Origin of the sequence: Bartonella sp. MF74HXZ, from assembly GCF_042194445.1 — a bacterium.
Lineage (GTDB): Bacteria > Pseudomonadota > Alphaproteobacteria > Rhizobiales > Rhizobiaceae > Bartonella > Bartonella grahamii.
Genome location: NZ_JBHIMW010000009.1, coordinates 42,749 through 63,003, shown reverse-complemented (window position 1 = coordinate 63,003; position 20,255 = coordinate 42,749). Strand labels below are relative to the sequence as shown.

Below are 20,255 nucleotides of genomic sequence, written 5' to 3'. Positions count from 1 at the left end.
ATGAAAACAGTGCTGCTTATGTTTTACTACATTACAAAAATTGTAGTGTGTCAAAAAGTGGTTCATTTTTAGCAAAACAAAGAAAAATATCTTAAGGAACATCTCTATGCATAAGAATCTTTTATGTACAGCCGCTTGTGCTTTGTTTTTTTCTTCTTTTAATTTTACGTCTACCAGTACCGCTTCTGGCTTAAACCCTCAAACACGCCATACCATTGAAGGAATTATAAAATTACCTGAACAATATCGCCATACCATTGATTTAATAAACACACCAACACAAGCATCGAAAACGACTCTTAACACATCCGCAAAAGCTCATGTGAAATTACCCACAAAAGTTAAGAGAACCGCTACCGCTAATACCGAAAGCACCTCTAAACTTACAGATAATGAAGCAGCCGCAACTTCTGCTTCTCTTGATTTGGCAGAAAAAAGAACAGTTCTTACGCCACAAAAAGAAAGCTCTTTAGTCATGCCTATCGCGATGTTTTCTGTCGGTTTTTCTGATTTCAACAATCAAAATATCTCGTTAGACAATATGCAAATAACAATGTTTGAACCAAAAGATCATCCAGAGAGAGGCGTTTTCTTATCCACTTATGGCAATAAGAGCACCTTTTCTTCCAGCATTCAAGAAAAACAAGATGGTGTTCAAGCAAATATTCGCTATGCTGCATTGCAAGCAGGAGCCACATTAATAGCGCTATACGATCAAAATATCAGCAGAAATTTTGGTCTTTTCGGAACATATGGGAAATTGTCTTTTACTCCTAAAAACAAAGAAAGCTCTCATAAGAAAATGCTTGATAAATGGTCACTCACCGCATATGGAAATATTCAACATGACAGTGGCCTCTATGCAAGTGCATTTCTCTCTTATGGCATTTTCAAAGAAAATAACACCACAGCTTTCATCAAACATACCTCAAAAGTAAATAATAGTAAAACATTAGGGGCTGCTGCAACTGTTGGTCAAAAACTGTCAACCAGTTTGGAAGGTGTAATCCTAGAACCGCAAGCACAACTTGTTTATCAGCGTCTCATGCTTGGCTCTTTCTCAGATGACGATAACTCTACAATAGACATAAGCAAACCTCATCAATGGTTGCTCCGTATTGGCGGACGTTTGACGCAAAACAAAGGCCATGCCCTTTCCTTCTACGGCAAACTGAACGCGATCAAAACTTTTAGTGAAAACCTTCCGCTTGCTGCTATGGGATTTTTAATCGAAGGTGGTTTTGGTATTCAGGCGCACTTATCTGAAAATATCGAGTTTCATAATGATCTCAGCTATCAACATAAATTCAAAAAAGATGGCATATCTGCAATAAATATTTCCGCTGGAATACGCTATCACTTTTAAAAATACTTGTATTCCTATCTTGAAATATAAAGCACTCTCATTATGTTTCGTTTTGTCTCTTACAAAAGAAACATAATGAGGTCAAAGTTTTATCTTTTATGAAAGAGGGGAAATATTTAGGAATACATCTATATGAAAAAAAGTTTTTTACTATACACAGTTTCTGGAATGCTGTTTTGTTCTTCCACCAGCTTGTCTTATGCTCTTCATGATACGAATGCACAACCTACAATAGATCTTCCGTCTCCACAACCCGCTCATTCAAATGCATCATCTTCATATCCACCTTTAACATCTAGCTCTACAAGAACGATCATACCCCCTCCTCTTACAAAGAGTGAATCTACAACACCTACTCCTACGAGCACTCTACCTTCCACAACTCAACTTGAAGGAAATTTAGTTCGAAATACAATTTCTTCTTCAAAACAAAACTCTGATCTTAGCCACGGAAGTACACAAACATCAAAGACTAAGGTGGCAAAAAGTGTACAATCTAACCCTACAGCCACACAAGATACTCCTACAAAATCTCCAACGACAGAGATAGCTCCAACAGTAGGAATGGAAGTAAAATCTAGAAGACGTTCAGGTGTTTCCACTTCTTCTACAGACTCTTCCAGAAAAAAAATGCCCGAAAATTCTGCTGTATCCTCACAGTCAGAACCTCCACAACCTGCACCGAATTTACGACCAACACTTATAAACTTAGAACCTACAAGAGCAGAACCTACAAAACCAACAACAGAGCTATCGCCAACGCTTAAAGAACCAGAACTCGCACAGCCAATATCTTTAAGACCAGAAACTGGAAAACCAGCATTACCGGTACCGCCAAAATCTGTAAAACCAGTGCCCGTACAATCTGCCTCTGCACAAAAAATATCTGAAAAATCAGAGCTTAAAAAACCAATATCACCAATAAAACAACCTGAAAAGTCTACACAAATTGAGGATATAAGCTCCGGAATTGAGGCTGAAAACGGTAAAACCATAACGCTACATAACAAAAAAATTCAAGACAATGGTTTTGCTGTACATGCAGAGGGCTATAATTCAAAAATCAACATGATAGGGGGAACAGTTGATGCGCGTTTTGTTGCACTAAGTGTATCAGATGGTGGAGAAATTGATGCTACAGGTATTACTGTAACAGCAGAAACAGTTGGTTTGCTAAACATAGAGGGAACAATCAAACTGAAAGATTCAAGCGTACATGTCACGGGCAATCATGAAGTGGACGGTATTATTTTCCGCGACAATCCGTATAATGCCCCTAGAAAACGATATACACGCAATGCTGAAAGGAATGCCAACGCCGTTCAAGAACAAGATGTAGCCAATATTGCCGATAAAGTAACTCTAGAGAATACAAAGATTTTCGTTGAACATGGTAGGGGTATCAACCTTTATGGAACAGGCATAAACGGTGAAGTCAGCCTTAAAAATTCAGAAATTCATGCCGATATTTTATTAAAAAATATAAAAAACGAAAATGCTTTCACAAACATCCTTACACTGGTTTCTAACCACTCTTCTTTAGAAGGTCGAGTAAGAACTTCTAAAGATAATAGAACTGTTTTTGATCTAAAAGAGGGGACGAAATGGCTTTTAAAGGCAAATAAAAACGCCCAAAATAATGATAATGTTTCAGATGACCATGTACAGTTTGGTGTTGATGAAAAATTATACTCTAACCTTTCTGGATTGCGCCTTACAGATAGTGTCATTATGTTTGACAAGCCAGTGGAGGGACATTACCAAACTCTGTTTATAGGACCTAATCTTCCGAAAGGAGAAGGAACAGCTCATACAGAAGCGGTTTATAGTGCAACAGGTGTTGCAGAAATTTATGTAAATACTCAATGGAATAAACATTCTCCTATCACGGAGCAACAGACCGATCGCATTGTGATTAATGGTGATGTCTCAGGCCGTACTGTTGTTCACATAAATCTCCGAAAAACAGATAAAAAAACAACCGATAGCTCTGCTGTTTGGGGAGAATACATGGCGTCACTTCCTTTAGGGACACATGGGATTTCAATCATTCAAGTTTCCGGACAAGCAAACGAAAATTCCTTCACGTTAGCAGGAAACTATATGACAATAGGGAAACAACCTTATAAGTATGTACTTACAGGCTATAAACCTGGAACATCTCATGAAAGCCAAAACCTTTTTGGTAAGAACAGTAATTTTTGGGATTTCCGCTTACAGAATGCCTACATTGATAAGGATAAAAAAGTTCGAGCACTTTTACCACAGGTAGCAAACTATTTAACCATATCTAATACTTTATTTTCTGCTGGATTTACTGATGTCAACAATCAAAACACGTTGTTAGACAATATGCGAACAACAGTATTTGGGGCAGAAGATAATAAAAAGAATGGTATCTTTTTCTCTTCCTACGGCGAGAAAGTCACCTTATCTTCCAACCGCGATCCACTGCATTATGGTTATGGTGCTGATGTAAACTATACTGCTTTACAACTAGGTGTCATATTAGCCGCCTTGGAAGGCAAAGACATAAGCACACATTTTGGTTTTGTAGGGACATACGGAAAACTTGCCTTTACGCCAAAAGAAATGCAAGATTCTGAAAAGACTACACTTGATAAATGGTCTCTTGCCGCTTACAGCGGCATCCAACATAGCAATGGTATATATGTAAACACACTTCTTTCTTACGGAAAGTTAAAAGGAAATATTACCACAGCTCTTGTTGGAAATGCCGCAAAACTGGATGGTACTGAGATGCTTAATATATCTGCAACCATTGGTCAGAAATTAGCGACCAATACAAAAGGATTGGTATTTGAACCACAAGCACAATTCATTTATCAAAATCTCATGTTTGATATCTTCTCAGACGCCGATGGCTTAAAAGTAGACATGGGCAACCCACATCAATGGTTGGTGCGGATTGGTGGACGTTTAACAAAAACTATAATGGCTGCTGAAGAAAGTAAGGCTGTTTCCTTCTATGGTAAAGTAAATGTTATCAGAGCTTTTGGTGATGGTAAAACAATAAAAATTGCTGATACCTTTCATGTTGATCCTACCGGCTCTTCAGTTGAAGGAGGCATGGGGGTGAATGCATATCTTTCTCAAAATATCGTACTAAACGCTGATATCAGCTATCGACAAAAACTGCAAAAGGCCGGTGTATCTGGCACCAATTTATCTGGCGGGATACGTTATCGTTTCTAAAGCAGAAGCTAATTTTAACTTAAATAAAAGAGCAGCACAAAGTGCTGCTCTTTTATTTAAACTTATATTTTTTTTAATTCTCAAAAATCATTATCACATTAAAGAAGATTTTGACTTATAATGTTTCTTTTGCACATTGAATAAAAAACTGAATACCATAGCATTCTCTCATCAAAAACACCCCATGCATAAAGTTTTATGTCTTACACCACACCTCAAGCGATGATATTTTTACAGCACAACAAAATAAGCATTCATGCGGATTTAAAAAGAGTGTTCATTGTTTTGCATGTTAAATAAGAATCCAGGATAGCGTAAGATTCTTTCATTTCAGACCTGTTCTAGGTTGAAGCGACCAAAATCATATCTCTTGCAAGTTACAAGCGGGAAGAGCCCTTGTGGATAAAAAACGATTAAAAAAGGATTAAAAATGCCCCTAATGAACCATCTCAAGTGCCAAGGGCTGTAGCAACACCTACGAGCTGGCAAATATGCGCCTGCTTACTCCTTTATGAAACGTAAAGATCGTGGTGCTCAATTGATTTACCGTTATACCATTCACGGACACCACCGTGAAATGGGATTAGGTGCCTTAAGAGATGTTTCTTTAAAAAAGCACGTGAATTGGCAACACAATAACGTTCTGTTTTACATGAGGGACGTGCCCCCATTAAAGAACGAGAGAAACAGAAGCGTGAAATAATGCGTAATCTTCATCATTTAACAGATAGTGCTTTAGATTCTTTTGAAAAAAATAAAGCTAAATTAAAGGATGGTGGTACAGAGAAAAGCTGATTTCTAGCCCTTTATTCTTTCCCAATAAGATCGCCTCCCCATTTAAAATATCACGCCAACAAAGGTATACGCAATATATTCACTCAAATCTGGATGCTCTCTCCAATCTGACATACAAAAACTAAAAACAGCAGAAGAAAATATTAAACCACTTTAATTTTTGTCTCAAACATATAGATTTAAACAACTAACCGCTTCGTATCACCACACTTCAAAGGACAGTACTCCATAAGGCTTATAGGCAATATTCATCACATACTCTCAAAAAACTAATGCATAAAACCTTAATTACCATAGCCCCAAGTAAGCTGTTTTTAAGGCATCACGGGCTGGTCTAAATATTCCCTTGATCGGCCTCCCTAAACTAAAAAATGAAGCTCCCTGTTAACTCAGTCTGCAAACAATACTCTGTAAATCCCCCCCTTCTCTTAGTCCTCCCCCAGCTAACTTCCCAACAGCATGCGGTTCACATCACTACACCTTAAAAGACACTGTTTTAAGAACAGCGTTTTACAGTACAACAGGATAATAATTTAAATACCCAAATGCGCTTAAAACAAGTCTACTCACTAAACGCATTATTTATCCAAATAAACTGATCTACCTAATCATTGTCATCACTTAGAACAGCCAATATTCATCAGATTTGAATCATTCCTCTGTTTCTTTTACGCGTCCAGATAGTTGCATAGCTCTAGAAAGATCATTAACTGCATTTAAATGCGTCTGAAGCAATTCACTATTACGCTGTAATTTTTCTTGTAAATCAGACAACAAACTTTCAACTTCATGCTCAATATCTTGATTCATGTAGCGCTTCACATCGCTCATGGATTTATTAAGATCACGCAAACCACGTATTTTACATAAATTTATTTCTTCGTAATCTGGAACACCACTGCTCTCTAGCATATTGCTTTCATAATCAACAACTTGAGCTAATCCTTTAACAGCAGCAACAAATTTTGTCATCGCCCAATCACGATCAATAAGATTATTATCAAGAACTTTTGCTTTTGATGCAAAACTATCATCACCATACTGCACTACAGACATTTTTACTTCCCCTTCAACACTCTTGTTCAATCTTTCAAATGAGGGAGATTAAACAGGTTCTCTTCAATGCTGATACACTCAATAAAGCTCGTGGTGCAAACATCGTTCAAACAACAGCACGACAATCCTTCAAAGCGTATACCACTTCAACTTTCAACGCATTCTCTCAAGTATTTTTCTTGCTTTGCTCCAAAACCATCATTGCGGCTATACTAATTCACCAAAACGCTATAAACTTAAACCTTACGCAGCAATATTGAAAATTCTACATTTGCTCTGTCTATTTTGGTCTATTTCGCCTTGCCGATTTTACCTTTGCCTATTTCGTCACCAGCACGCCTTCAACAGAAAACAACAACGCTCTCACGAGAACTTTGTCCATAAAAAGACCACCTGCCGACAAAAACCCACAGCATATCTCGCAGCATATCAAAGACTTAAGCTCATTAAAAATTTCAGCATTTTAACGATAGCAGCATCTTACCCTCCATAACCTATGGCTTTTTTTGCACCTAAACTTGCATACCTTCCGGCACCCCATAAGATGGCACCCTACAAAATTAGTTGCACCCATTCAAAAAGACACACCCTCCCCCATGCTCCTTCTGCACACATGCAGTATTTCGCATAAAAAACAAAAAGAATGCTCTTTTGAACAGATCAGCCATACAGAAATATTAAAAAAGACATCTTAAAACAGCTAAACAGCCATCAATCTCCCTTTTTTTAATTATCATTCGCTTTTCTTTGCAATGAACGACTATATAAGATTTTTTGAACCTTTTCAAGAGTTTCTTAGCCAATCAATTCGATACGTCTTCAATTGCATATTCACGCGCTTGTTTTAAAGAAATATCTCTTAAGTATACCCAAGCCTATTTCGCGCCATAACCCATGAATAATATAATGATAAATCCCCCATGACATGTATAAAATCCATTGAGCACTGTCCATCTTTACGCTTAATAAAAAAAGCAAGCCAGCATCATCAGATATTTTGCTAGCCCCTCATGTTGCGATATCCTTGACATTTGAGTGCGGTTCAAAAAGCATGCCTTTCTTGTACAGTTTCGCTCCGCATGGATCCTCCCCACTTGTAACTGCAAAAGACATGGTTTTGGTTGATTAAACCTCGAACAGATTTGGAATGAAAAAATTTACGGTATTCAGGGCTCTAATTCAAGTTGAATAACGATAGATTATCATTATCTATCAAAATATTATCCAATGCATAATGCTTAACGCTCCCCACATTGATATTTTCAGAATTTCCACAGCATCTTCCTATAGATTATTTCACTCCATAACACTGTTTGCTCTTAATATCGCAGCTTTACATGTGCTGCTGGTATAAAAACATAGAAACAATCATTTTATAATAAAGGTACAATTTTTGTTACGAACTTTCTCTCATTTTCAACCTTCTAAATGCGGCTCTTCTCTTTCATACTCATCACATTTCAAATCTATTCCATGTTGAATAAATTAAATTTACTTATTTGCACATCACAAACAACGCCCTGATGTGTTGATAAAATACACTGAAAGAAAAATGCCTCTTATGAACCTTCTCAAATGCCAAGGACTATAGTAAACATTGGAAGCAAGCGCACGATGACAGTGCCTTGCTCTTTCATAAGTGTAAAGATGATAGCATTCTATAGATTTTTATATTATTCAAATTTTATATTATTTCACGAGAGCTTACTGTTATACCATTTACGAGTGTCATCGTAAAATGTTTGTCGTATGCAGTGAAAGATGTTTTCTTACAAGTACATAAACATGCAATACAAATATAGTAATATACAACATAAGTATATTTCGTTTGGAACGTTCTTTTCTTTTGTGCAAAACATGCCCATTAGAACAGCATTAACCAATCTTACTATGAGATAAACGATCAGAAAACATTTTTGTCTTCTTCTGTGCACCTTAAAGGACAAAGATCTTAACTCAATCTGCTCTGTACGCAGTCCGAATTTTTATCAAGCGATCTTCTCTTGACTTCCTACTCATGTGAGTCACTTAAACGAAAGGCTCAATAAAACAACCTACGAATATTCATCGCACACTAAAAAATACTTAAACGTTACAAGAAAACTTATATACCTTATATTACCGCTATAAATGATAGTGTTTCATAGCATAACAGGATAAAAAAGTTTTCTGCAACACAAAACCTACAAAATCAATTAATATTCTCTTTAAAACTTTCTTTTTTAAGATTTACAGTGCTCTAATTCCTCAAGCCTTTACAAAAAAGGAACGATTTTAAGCTTGCCTAATATATTGTATCAACATATACTACAGATTGTAATATATTGTTATTCATAAAATCACCTCAAAAAGAACAGAAAGAGGTTTTTATGGCTGATCTCGTAAAAGCCGCAGTGCTTTATTCAACCTTGATTATCACCATGAATGCTTTTGTTGTTATTTTAGTTCTCGTAATAGAAATATACTAAGCATACTCTCTTGGCTTTTTGTAATTTGCGCAAACGATCATCTTAATTTTACATAAGATCAAAGCAAAATTTTAACTCTACAGATAAATTACACACCCAATTTCAAACATCGCTTGCAACTATTTAAGTGTTAACTCTGCTTTTTGTATGCATTTTTAACCATCAGTTTCCGTCTTTTCACGCTACTTGAATCTCAACTTCATTCCCGCCTTAAAGAACTAAATTTTCTACCAGAACCGATCTGTAAATAATTTGTCTCCTTATTGAATAAGTTCCTCTTGCTCTCCCCTTCAGGGCATATCACAATTCTAAAGAAATATTTCAAGAAGCTTATGATAAATCCATTGAACACCATCATCATACACTTGCGAGGGAATAAACCAGCACCATCACACACTTTTCCAGCACCAAATGTTGCAACAACCTTTAATCCTTGAGATAGTTCATAAAAGACATTTTTACTTCTTTCTTCAGCAGTTTTTATCCACACGGCTCTCCATGCTTGTAACGTGCAAGTAGATGGTTTTAATTGATTCAACCTAGAACAGATTTTGACGAGATCCTTATTCAACATAAAATAATTAAATTATTTTTATAAATCAAAGTATTATTCAAAAAACATTCATTATACACTCGAGAACAAAAAACACCTCATACATAAAGTTTTACATGAGCTCCACCGCTCAACATGATAATATTACAACACAATTAAGATAAAAAATAATAAGGAAAAACCTTGCAAACTTAAAAAAGAGAGGGAAAAAATGAAAAGGTGTGGAGAGCGCTCACTTCCTCACACATCCAGCAAAACCGTCCTAGCAAAAATGACTCACATCTTAACTAATGTTATAATATTCTCAAATCAAAAGCAATTTCTTAAAAATAGTTTAAGAAAAACATTTAAGTATAAAACGATAATAATTCCATTCAGAATATTTTTCCCTTTATTAAGATAGAGAAAAGTAAATTCCAAACAAATGTTTCCTCCCAATTTTTCCGAAATTAGCCGCAACGCTTAAAGCCAGTCTTAGTGTGATGAAACATTGATTTGTGATTTTGTGATAAAGGCAGAAAAACACCCCAAAGGTAGATTTAATCTCATGTTGTAAATACATGAAACCAAAACATTAAACAATCAGCACATAGTTTGAAAAATTAACAATAACACGTAGCAACTCATTCGGATGCAATACTATCACAATTGAAAGCACTTTTTGGCTGGACAAATGACAGTATAGAATCCGTTTACACAAAGAATACAGATCGTAAAAGACTAATTCTTGAAGCCATAAAAAGGCTCTCTAACGTTAGAGAGAGCCTAAAAAACGTAATAGAATCAACAATTAACCAATTCCTTATTGATAGAATAATTTATTGAATTTTATGTTTTTAATTAATGCCAAACATAAGTTCCATATACGCTTGTCTGGCATGTTGACAATTTTTAGATTTCTTTATAGACGATGGATCCATCTTTTCACATTTTTTTACCCACTCTTCGAGTAATGTTTTATCTTTCTTGAATTCCGCTACGCTGTGATTTTTTTCGCAAGCAGCAAGGACAAGTCCAGTACAAACCAACAATGCTGTGATAATAATTTTATTCATAATTTAATTCTCCTCCTTTTTATCTTCAGTTTTTTTCTCGTCATCATGTACAAAGCTCGCACCAGGCCAATCTCGGGCATGAACTTCACGATACGCTTTATCTGCGTTTTTACAATTTTGAGAATCAAAACTCCCTGATATCATACATTTCATTGCCCATTGCTCGAGTAATTTAGGATCTTTCTTAAACTCTGCTACGCTATAAGTTTTTTCACAACCAGCAACAGCAAGTCCAGCACAAAGCAGCACTGTTGTAATAATGGCTTTATTCATCAATAAATTCCCCTTCTTTCAAATTTACAAAGTTTAGGACACAATTTAGGGACCCATTAAATTTGTACATGCGGTTCATTGTGCATTTTCAAAAATTTTAAAATCCACTTCTTTACGCGATTTTTCCCAACCTATGATGATAAATCGCGTACAAAGAAAAACACCGCTATCAATATATTTTTATGATTTAATTGTTGTCCTGCTTTTTTTCAGTTTCATTCCCCTTTTTGCCACTTTCACGAAGTTGCTTTGCAAGATTTCTATAATGCTCTTGAAAAAGTTCCATATCGGCTTGCATGACATTTTGACAATTCTTGGTTGCAAAAGCAGATGCTCCCATTTTATCGCATTTCTTTCCCCATTCTTGCATCAATTTTTTATCTTTCTTAAATTCCTCAACACTGTAGTTTTTTTCGTGAACCAACAGTAACAAGCCCCGTGCAAAGCAACAGCGCTGTTATAATGATCTTGTTCATGATTTAACCCCTCTCTTTGTTTTATATTTTATTAACAATATCTTTGGATTCACATCCCCTCCTATATTGTGACCTTGCGTCTAACTTTCCTTTGCAAATACGCACACTTGCAACGCAAACATGTTAAATCATGAAAACTGCTTTTATTTATCAGACTTGCATTTGTAGCATTATCTGCACGGCTGCTCTTTGTATTTGAAGTATTTAAACTTCAGCAATAATTTTGATATCTTGGCATTTTTCAAAAACCACTTCATCATGAGAAGTCGCACAAAATCTTATCAAAAATTCGTAATGCCTATATCCATTGCAAATTCCCTGCAAACGAAAGAATACACCTTTTAACCAACTGATTGCGCTCTTATCATTTCTTAAACCACCGGAAAAGAAAGAAAACTTTAAGTCCCCCTGCACTTTTTAAATGCCAATAGAAATGCTAAAAAAGCGATCTTATACATTATCAATTGAAGCAAAAAAGCCTATTTCCTTACGTACCATTACGACTGGCATTAACTATTTAAGACTATAAAATCATATAAATGTAAGAAATACTGTCTATAATATGCTCAATGACTTCTTTTGTTTATTAGGAATAAATTATAGCGCGCCAATATCAGTAAATTTTATGTATTTTTATCCCCCCTTTATAAATATGAATATAATTTAATAAAATGAATCGTTGCATAACAAAAAAAAATAATCAACGCTACTCTTAATTACATTATTTACGCATGTATTAAGTAAAATAAACAAAAAAATAACCTGACATTTAAAATCATTATCAAGAAAATTTTTATAGAAGAATAAACATATCTATTCATCTAGCGATATAAGATCACAAGAAGTATGATGATTATCACATTTATAGGGAAAAGTTTGTATAGGGAAAAGTTTGAAACGAAGAATTTTTCGCAAACTCATAGCTCTTTCATGAAATGATATAGAACCTTATGAAAAACAACTTAAATGAAGCAGCCCTCGTGAAAAAGGAAGTGTGCTTTTATCATTATTAACTTCGTATAAAAACAACCGATATCATCTCTAGAAAAAGCATTCAAACTAACGAAAACTTATTATCATATATCATTTTTACACTTTTCCGTATTTTTGTGAAAGCAATTCGCGCACCTCATCGGCTATTTTAGTTCCACGACTTGCACAACTTACCTTAATCAATCGATGCAAACTTTCTGGTATATCAATCGTGAGGCGCTTCATACCTCCACTCATGCTCCCTTTGGGGCTTCCTACCCATGCATCTGCTGTTAAAGGAATTGATTTATTCGTTGGTTTCGTGCCGATTTTAATTTTTTTATTCATCGCGCTAACTCCTTGATTTCCGCTGCAACAGCTTCAATCTCTGCTGTTGCTGGTCCTTGCTTATCAACTTCATAAACCGCCTTCCCCTGTGCTGCTGCTTCTGCAAAAATCACGCGCTGCGCAACGCTAGAAGAAAGAACATGCACGGGGTATATGCCAAGAGCTTCGTTCACATCACGCCCTATCGCTGTATTGACTATTTTACGATTAATAACAAAAGCAGATTTAAGATTTTCTTTATAAACACGCGCTTCGTCAATCAGCTTTACAATTCCATCGGCTGCCCAAATATCATAAGGACTAGGCAAAACAGGTATAAGCACCAAATCAGAAGCCATAAGAGCACTACGAGCAAGATCAGTCACACGCGGAGGACCATCGATAATAATATGATCATAACCATGACCAATCTGTGTAATCTCTTTATGAACCGTTGCACGCGGTAAACCAATAACCGAAAACAAAGGTGCATCTTCACGCGCAGCAGCCCAATCCAATGCGCTCCCCTGTGGATCAACATCAATAAGCAATACCCGTGCACCGGTACGCGCAAAACTGGCCGCAAGATTAACACTCAACGTAGTTTTTCCTACGCCTCCCTTTTGATTCAAAAGTCCAATGATCATTTATTACGCCTTTCAGCATTATCGTTTTTACGATTATACAGAAAGTAATAAAAGAAGCAAGCATCCAATACGTGCAAAATAACCATTTCTCCTATTTTTAGGATAAAACGACAGCCCGCAATTTTGTCTTTATAATATTCTTTTAGCATAAGAAAAAACATTATGAAGATGATGTTCTTGAGAATAACAAAAATAAATCTAAACAAAAGACACGCTCTTCTTCCCCCGCCCTAAAACGAAGATTCTTAAATCCATGTCGATCTGTGAACAATGCTCTGTAAATGATCCAGTTTCTTATCTCGTGCCTACCATTTGGGCTTCTCCCTTCATGCAATCCACTTAATGCAACTCTACAAATAAGCTCCACTCTGAATATACAACAAACTATAAGAAGCATTCATTGTTTTGCACGTTGAATGAGAGAGCTGAAATCAGGAAGATTCTCTCATTTCATGCCCTCTGATATTAAATCAATCAAAATCATGTCTCTTGTACGTTACAAGCGGGGCTGGCGTGTAAGTAAAAACTGTACAAGAAAGGATTTAAAATATTTCTTATGGACCGTCTCAAGAACCGAGAACTGTAGTAATATTGGAGGCTGACAAATATAACAATGGGGCCCAGCTTACTTCTTCATAAGCGTAAAGAGGGTGGTGATCAATGAATTTTATACTCTTATACGCTCGACAGGGTAAAATGGGCTTAAAAGAAATAAGAATACCTCTAGCAAACGTGTGAACAAGCAACACAATGGAATGTCTATGCTTGGTAAACATAATAGATTATCCATAAAGACCAAACAGCCGTCTTTCATAAGGTCGAATAACGAACATGTTGCGGAGTGAGATATTTTGCATCTTACAGCTCATTTTCCCCCAATAGATCTTCTCGACAAAAAGAATATTTTTGTTAAGATGCCATTGAAAAACTTACCTTCACTATGTTCTTTTATATACCAGACTAGGGGATATCGTGAAGATTGTGCAATTGAGAATAAATAAAAATGAATTTACAACAAATTGAACCTGATATTTTTATCAGTGCCCAAATTAGCATAGAAAATATCAAAACATTGGCACAAGCTGGTTTTAAAACAATTATCTGCAACCGCCCCGATCACGAGGAGCTTCATCAGCCTGACTTTTCTAGCATTAAAACGGTCGCAAATGAATATGGCATAAAAGCCTATCACATTCCCATTTCTCCTCCAACTATAGAAAAGTCAGCTGTTGAAGCCATGCAAACAATTTTAAAAACAGCCCCTCTCCCTCTTCTTGCCTATTGCCATCACGGAGCACGCTCCCTGCATCTTTATCGTTTGGCACGTCTTTAAACAGAGATTTCATACACTTCCTCATCGCCTCAAAAGATGAAGAATCTTAAATACACATCGATCTGTAAAAAATAATCTGTCAATAATCTTTGTCTTGCGCTTTCCACTCAGGCTTCCCACTTTATAAAACTCTACAAGAAAACTTTGCTGTTAAATATACAACAAACATGCACACCTGAAGCCGTAAAAATGCATGAAAATTCATATGATGATCAAGGAAATTTATTTTCACCTCACCTTTTATCACTGCTTCACCTTCTTTGTCTCTCCCTTTACCAGTACGAGCTCATTCGTACGCCACAGACACCTAAAACGACAATAAAACCATTAAGAAAACCCCATATTCCGTATAAAAGGCATGCAGAATATTTTATAAAAAAGCTGTAAGCCATAATCTATGATTAATTATAAGATATTGATTTATAATAATTAGTTATTTTACACGTTGAGTGAGAAACCCTAATACCGTAAGATTATCTCATTTTAAGTCTATTTATAGTGAATCAATCAAAAGCGTGTTTCTTATATGTCACAAGCAGGAAGAGTTCGTGTGAAGTAAAACGAGTTAAGAAAAAATCCCTCTCATAAACGCTCTCAAATAGCCAAGGCTGTACAACATGAAGGCTTGTCAATATAACTGATGATACTGGATTGCTCTTTTATTAGGCACAAAGATGATAGCGCTCAACGGAGCTTGCAAGATACCATTCATGAGTGCCATCATAAAAATGGATATAGGAAGCGTTGAGAGATATTTCTTTAAAACAGGCGCGTAAATTAGCAACACAAGTATATTCCAGCATTTTATTTTACCTGTAGGGCGTGATAACCTATTCAAAGAACAAGAAAAGCCTGAAACTGTTATTTTCATGATTTAAGAGATATTGCTCTGAACACTTTTGAAAGTGGCAAAGCCGAATTTAAAAAAGACAGTCATCTGGACTGATTTTACCCCTTTATAACTTCATATTTTTCCCCAATAAGGCTGTAGATTGATTTCAGAGATTATCCAAATGAATATGGCAATAGACTCTCCCCATCTGGTATACAAAAGCTGTAACAGCAGAGAGAGCACTAAAGCGCTTTAATCTTTGTCTCAAACATACTGCTCGCGTTGAGGATCGCTAAAGCAAAAGTTTTATGAGAAAAACAACACCATAAAGTCATGAATAGAGCGAACATAGATTGGAAAGATGTCCCAACTTTTATCCAACACTTCTATCAAAAAACAACAAGACATAATTGGCTTTGCATTTTCATATCCTTACAAGACAGCCTTCCCGTTACATTATAGGCGTTATATTTGTAAAGGACAAAGAAGATATATGGACAGTTCTTTGTTTGAGAATCTGAAAGATTTACGTATTACGACAACCAAATTGTGCCTTTATCAATCAAAAGCATTAAAAATTTTTGAAACAAGTACACCTGCTTTCTCGCAATGATTTCTTTTTATCTGCAATCAATCGCAGTCTCCTTAATGTGAATTTCCTGTCACAACATACGAGAGAAACGAGACTTAAAGCATTTTCCATCAGCTTCATTCTCGTTTACGTGATGGTCAGCACAAAACAGCTGCTGACCACCGCTCTACTTCACGAGGCTCGACAAACGAACCTTTTTTTAAATATTTATCATATGATACCAAATATCACATGCGCAAGGTTTTAGATAAACCCAATCCCATCATAAAAGACGATACGACATAATAAAACAAATTAGAAAAAAGAGACCATAAATTTTTGAAATAAAAGAGTTATCGATTAAATTTTATCAAACTATAAGCTTAAAATCGCAAGAAATTTTAAAAACAGCCTTTCTTCCTCTTCACGTCTATTATTGCCAAATAGGCTGGGGCTTATTCTTTACTGCATCTTTTATGATGGGTTTTAACGGATAAGAAAGAAACAAGCAGTAAACTTTTGAATGACAATAAAAGCCATAAAATGAACTTTGAAAAAGATAATGCCAAAATCAGATATTCAGATATTCGATTCTCCCTCTCAACAAAGGAAACAACATATATTCCACGATGTTTTGGAATATATCTTTGTGATTATAATCACTTTAAGCGCTATTTTTACGGCTCTTCTCTCTTTTTCAGATAAGTTTAGGGCATATTTTTAAAAGTAAGCAGCCTATCCAACTTTGATAATGGTTGTGCTGTCTTTAAAATTTCTTTTGCTTTTTTTTCATCACGGCGCATTTGCGCAATCAAAGGTTCAAGCCCATCAAATTTTTCTTGTCCTCGCAAAAATTGGAAAAAAGAAACGGTACAGCTTTCCCCATAAAGATCGTCATTAAAGTCAAACAAATAGGTTTCCAAAAGTGGCGCACCATCTTTAACAACCGTTGGACGACAACCAAAGCTTGCAACACCATCATACAAAACACCGTTCGCACGACGTAAACGCACCGCATAAACACCATGAGCCAAGCGAACTTGGGAAGGCAACATTTGATTAGCTGTAGGAAATCCCAAAAGACGTCCAAGTTTATCGCCTTGAATAATATTGGAGCATACCCGATAGTGATACCCTAACAAATGAGCCGCTTTTTCTACGTTCCCTTGTGAGAGAAGCTGCCGAATAAAACTAGAGGAAATAATCAACTGTTTTGAATCTTGAAGACGAGAAACGCAAGGAACTTGCACAACCTCAAATCCATATTTTTTTCCCCTTTCGCAAAGAAGATGTGAATTTCCACTTTTCTGATGACCAAATTGAAAATTTTCCCCTGTCACCACAACTGAAACATCAAAAACCTGTTTTAAAATCGATTTGATAAATTCATCCGCTGAAAGCGTGGCAAAGTGCGCATCAAAGGGCTGTTCAATCACGCCATTAAAGCCAAGGACTTTAAAAATTTCAGCTTTTTCAGCTGCCTCTGTCAAACGATAGACAGGAGCTGAACGTTGAAAAAAACTTCTTGGATGTGGTTCAAAGGTTAAAACAACTGCTGGTTTCTTTTTTATCTGCGCGAAATCAAGCGCTTTTTGCAACACCATCTGATGTCCGCAATGAACACCATCAAAATTTCCAAGTGCCAACACGGCTCCCCGCCAAGCCGAGGGAAACATGTGAGTCCCCTGAAGACGCAAAAAATTAGCCATTACTGAAGTGCCCACATGATTGCTTGTGGTTTATAACCATGACGTTCAAGAAAAGAATGCAAAGCTTGCTTATCCACCACACCATTTTGCGCATAATCATAATGATGAATCCCCCCCATAATATAAAGGGCATCAAGACCAAAATGAGCCGCCCCCTTAATATCCGTCAAAAGACCATCACCAATAGCTAAAACTTGACTTTTTTCCACAATTCCACGAATGTTTTGAAGTTTTTCAAAGGCACACTCATAAATAGGCGCGTGAGGTTTTCCAGCAATGCGTACTTCCCCCCCTAATTGTTGATAAAGACGCGCCAATGCACCAGCGCACCAAAATTCTTTATTTCCATAATGGACAATCACATCAGGATTAGCACAAATAAAAGGTAAATTCCGCGCCCGCATGCGAAGAAACATCTCCTCATAAGCAGAGGGCTCTTCGTCAAAATCTTCAAGAAAACCGCTACAGACGACAACAGAAGCCTCCCATTCTTCAACAAATTCACACTCTAACCCTTCAAACAGCACCAAATCACGTTGTGAACCAATAAAAAAAACTTTACGCGGAGCAGTCCGAATGAGATCGCGCGTTACATCCCCTGAAGTGATAATGGCATCATAATAGTCACGATGAACATTCATGCTTTGTAATTGAGCAGCAACATCTTCCCGTAGACGAGGAGAATTGGTTAATAAAATAACACTTTTTCCCATTTGTCGAATTTTATACAATGCTTTCAACGCTGGTTCAAATGCATGTACACCGTTATGCACAACACCCCACACATCACAAAAAACAGCATCATAATGCGTTATAATAGTCTCAATATGGGTAAGTTCATTCATGGTGCACCTATCTTTATTTATCATTTAAAGCTGTCTTTTATTTCAAAACTACTTACCGAAAGATAATACTTGTGTCATCTGCTTTCTCAAACCATATTCCAACTTTGCATCGCTTATAGCAATCATAAGAAATGACAAAATAAATAAGTTATCGTTAAGTTGTGCAAAATTCTAAAACGCTTTATATCAAAAGCTTATCATTCCACAATGCTCATTTTTCTCATAAAAACTTTAATTCTAACAATAACTGCGTTGATACAGTTTTTTATCTAAAACACGCACATTCTTAAAAACGAACAAAAAAACTCCTTAAAAAAACGCTTCCTTAAGTATAGAATTATCGATTTATAATAATAATTTATTATTCATACATAATGAGAAACCAAAATATCTTTTCTCATTTCAAATCTGTTGATATTGAATCAATCAAAACTATTCGCTTGCACATTATAAGCAGGATGAGCGTATAAATAAAAACACGTGAAGAGAGAAAAAATAGCTTTTATGCTCCCTTTCAAAGGTAAAAACTGTCGTAATATTTTAAACTGACAAAGAGTATGTGCCCTCCAAGCATCTTTTTTCAGTAAAGATAGAAATATAGCTTTTATCCCATTCATCGAAGCTTTTACGTTATACACTTTACGAAACGCCATTCGTGAAATGGGCGCTAACATTGAGAAATATCTTCTCAAAACAAACATGTGAATATACAACAACCAAATCTATTCTGTTTTGATTTTATTTTGCATGAGGGCTCTTTACTCATAAAAGCTTTCCCCTATCATCATGATATCTCAGACGCATCAAAACAAGCCATTTTGGTTATTGGTTAAGAACAGCACCATAGACGGTGCCTTGAGCTTAAAAACCAAGGTTTACCTTTGAAAAAAGCGAATCTGAAAACGTGAGTTTAGTAAGCAAACCTTAAAAGTTTGAAAGGCAAACAACCTTCTATTTAAAAAAATCTATCCGTCTCAAGAAAAACTATTTTTATTGCCAATCTTCTAAAATTACTTTACTAATTAGAAAATGTTTTGGTCGTATACGCAACGATCAATAGGGCCTTGAAAACCCGAAACCCTAGCGTAAAAATAAACCCAGTGTGTGGGTGTCCCGGAATTCCGGGAGATTTTGCTATGTCCAGGTGCTCCAAGCACTAAAAGCAAAATGCTGACTAGGGTTCAGTGTTTTCAAGCTCCCGGAATACAAATGCGAGGGCGCTCGCAACCGGAGGGGGCAAATGCAAACTCAAAATCTTAATGTTGATCTTTTTGTAGGCAAAAAAATTCGCTTTAGGCGAAAAATGCTCAAAATGTCTCAAAAAACATTAGGGCATCATTTAGGTGTCACTTTCCAACAAATCCAAAAGTATGAAAAAGGCTTAAACCGTGTGAGCGCAGGGCGTTTAAAGGAAATTTCCGATATATTGGATGTCCCTATTGCCTTTTTTTACGCTGATATCATCAAAAAAGAACATACCCCGTACCATTATGATGAAATTGTAGCGAGCAAAGAGGAATATTTGCTTTTAAAAAGTTTTAGAATTCTTACATCTGTCAAACAAAAAGCAATTTTAAAATTAATTTCTGATCAAAATTAAAACCTTTAAAAACATGGGTATAGGGTGCTACACGCTCTGTTCTTGGCTTCCTTCTCACACATCAAAGGATGCAAATCCCTCCTCAAACTGGTTGATACCCAATCCAACTTCTCAAAAACAGCTCCCTCTCGGCTTCACATTTCATATGGTTCCTTTCACAA

The 20,255-nt window shown here is 36.1% G+C and carries 13 protein-coding genes and 2 pseudogenes; 6 read left to right on the top strand and 9 right to left on the bottom strand.

The genetic code is table 11. From position 1 onward, the window contains the following. The first annotated feature begins 106 nt into the window (after positions 1-106). From ACFIJ8_RS07900 to ACFIJ8_RS07890, 3 genes and pseudogenes are all read left to right on the top strand, one after another. Positions 107-1,366, top strand: coding sequence for an autotransporter outer membrane beta-barrel domain-containing protein (locus tag ACFIJ8_RS07900; RefSeq protein WP_375639328.1), 1,260 nt, complete (start codon positions 107-109; stop codon positions 1,364-1,366). A 132-nt stretch (positions 1,367-1,498) separates the two neighbouring features. Further along, the gene (locus ACFIJ8_RS07895) at positions 1,499-4,582 is read left to right on the top strand and encodes an autotransporter outer membrane beta-barrel domain-containing protein (protein WP_375639327.1); all 3,084 of its coding nucleotides are present in this window, start codon (positions 1,499-1,501) and stop codon (positions 4,580-4,582) included. 430 nt (positions 4,583-5,012) lie between these two features. Next, a pseudogene (locus ACFIJ8_RS07890) lies at positions 5,013-5,368 on the top strand (integrase arm-type DNA-binding domain-containing protein); the annotation flags it as partial. 660 nt (positions 5,369-6,028) lie between these two features. Here ACFIJ8_RS07890 and ACFIJ8_RS07885 read toward each other — a convergent pair. From ACFIJ8_RS07885 to parA, 7 genes are all read right to left on the bottom strand, one after another. Then, on the bottom strand, positions 6,029-6,433 hold the full coding sequence (locus ACFIJ8_RS07885) for a flagellar protein FlgN (protein ID WP_273788300.1): 405 nt from the start codon (positions 6,431-6,433) through the stop codon (positions 6,029-6,031). 2,667 nt (positions 6,434-9,100) lie between these two features. Beyond that, on the bottom strand, positions 9,101-9,391 hold the full coding sequence (locus tag ACFIJ8_RS07880) for a hypothetical protein (RefSeq protein WP_375639326.1): 291 nt from the start codon (positions 9,389-9,391) through the stop codon (positions 9,101-9,103). 899 nt (positions 9,392-10,290) lie between these two features. After that, positions 10,291-10,509 (bottom strand): EexN family lipoprotein, encoded by a 219-nt coding sequence (locus ACFIJ8_RS07875; protein WP_015856695.1) that lies wholly within the window; start codon positions 10,507-10,509, stop codon positions 10,291-10,293. A 3-nt stretch (positions 10,510-10,512) separates the two neighbouring features. Next, entirely contained in the window at positions 10,513-10,782 is a 270-nt protein-coding gene (locus ACFIJ8_RS07870; RefSeq protein ID WP_375639325.1) for an EexN family lipoprotein, read from the bottom strand. Between the two features lie 187 nt (positions 10,783-10,969). Continuing rightward, positions 10,970-11,206, bottom strand: coding sequence for an EexN family lipoprotein (locus tag ACFIJ8_RS07865; protein ID WP_372440020.1), 237 nt, complete (start codon positions 11,204-11,206; stop codon positions 10,970-10,972). A 1,141-nt stretch (positions 11,207-12,347) separates the two neighbouring features. Then, entirely contained in the window at positions 12,348-12,578 is a 231-nt protein-coding gene (locus ACFIJ8_RS07860; protein ID WP_015856697.1) for a plasmid partition protein ParG, read from the bottom strand. Beyond that, on the bottom strand, positions 12,575-13,204 hold the full coding sequence (gene parA / locus ACFIJ8_RS07855; protein WP_015856698.1) for a ParA family partition ATPase: 630 nt from the start codon (positions 13,202-13,204) through the stop codon (positions 12,575-12,577). The genes ACFIJ8_RS07860 and parA overlap by 4 nt, the downstream gene beginning before the upstream one ends. A gap of 1,003 nt (positions 13,205-14,207) precedes the next feature. On the opposite strand from parA, the gene ACFIJ8_RS07850 reads away from it, so the two are divergent. Both ACFIJ8_RS07850 and ACFIJ8_RS07845 read left to right on the top strand, forming a co-directional pair. Then, a complete protein-coding gene (locus ACFIJ8_RS07850) occupies positions 14,208-14,537 on the top strand; it encodes a TIGR01244 family sulfur transferase (protein ID WP_015856699.1) in 330 nt (109 codons plus the stop codon). Between the two features lie 159 nt (positions 14,538-14,696). Next, positions 14,697-14,924, top strand: a pseudogene (locus tag ACFIJ8_RS07845) (D-alanyl-D-alanine carboxypeptidase); the annotation flags it as partial. A 1,723-nt stretch (positions 14,925-16,647) separates the two neighbouring features. Here the strand turns inward: ACFIJ8_RS07845 and ACFIJ8_RS07840 are convergent. Both ACFIJ8_RS07840 and ACFIJ8_RS07835 read right to left on the bottom strand, forming a co-directional pair. After that, the gene (locus tag ACFIJ8_RS07840) at positions 16,648-17,649 is read right to left on the bottom strand and encodes a bifunctional riboflavin kinase/FAD synthetase (protein ID WP_273788304.1); all 1,002 of its coding nucleotides are present in this window, start codon (positions 17,647-17,649) and stop codon (positions 16,648-16,650) included. After that, complete coding sequence (locus ACFIJ8_RS07835) at positions 17,649-18,494, bottom strand: TIGR01459 family HAD-type hydrolase (protein ID WP_273788305.1); 846 nt, start codon at positions 18,492-18,494, stop codon at positions 17,649-17,651. Before ACFIJ8_RS07835 ends, ACFIJ8_RS07840 begins: the two co-directional genes overlap by 1 nt. Before the next feature lie 1,240 nt (positions 18,495-19,734). Here ACFIJ8_RS07835 and ACFIJ8_RS07830 point away from each other — a divergent pair. After that, on the top strand, positions 19,735-20,094 hold the full coding sequence (locus ACFIJ8_RS07830; RefSeq protein ID WP_375629622.1) for a helix-turn-helix domain-containing protein: 360 nt from the start codon (positions 19,735-19,737) through the stop codon (positions 20,092-20,094). Positions 20,095-20,255 lie beyond the last annotated feature (161 nt).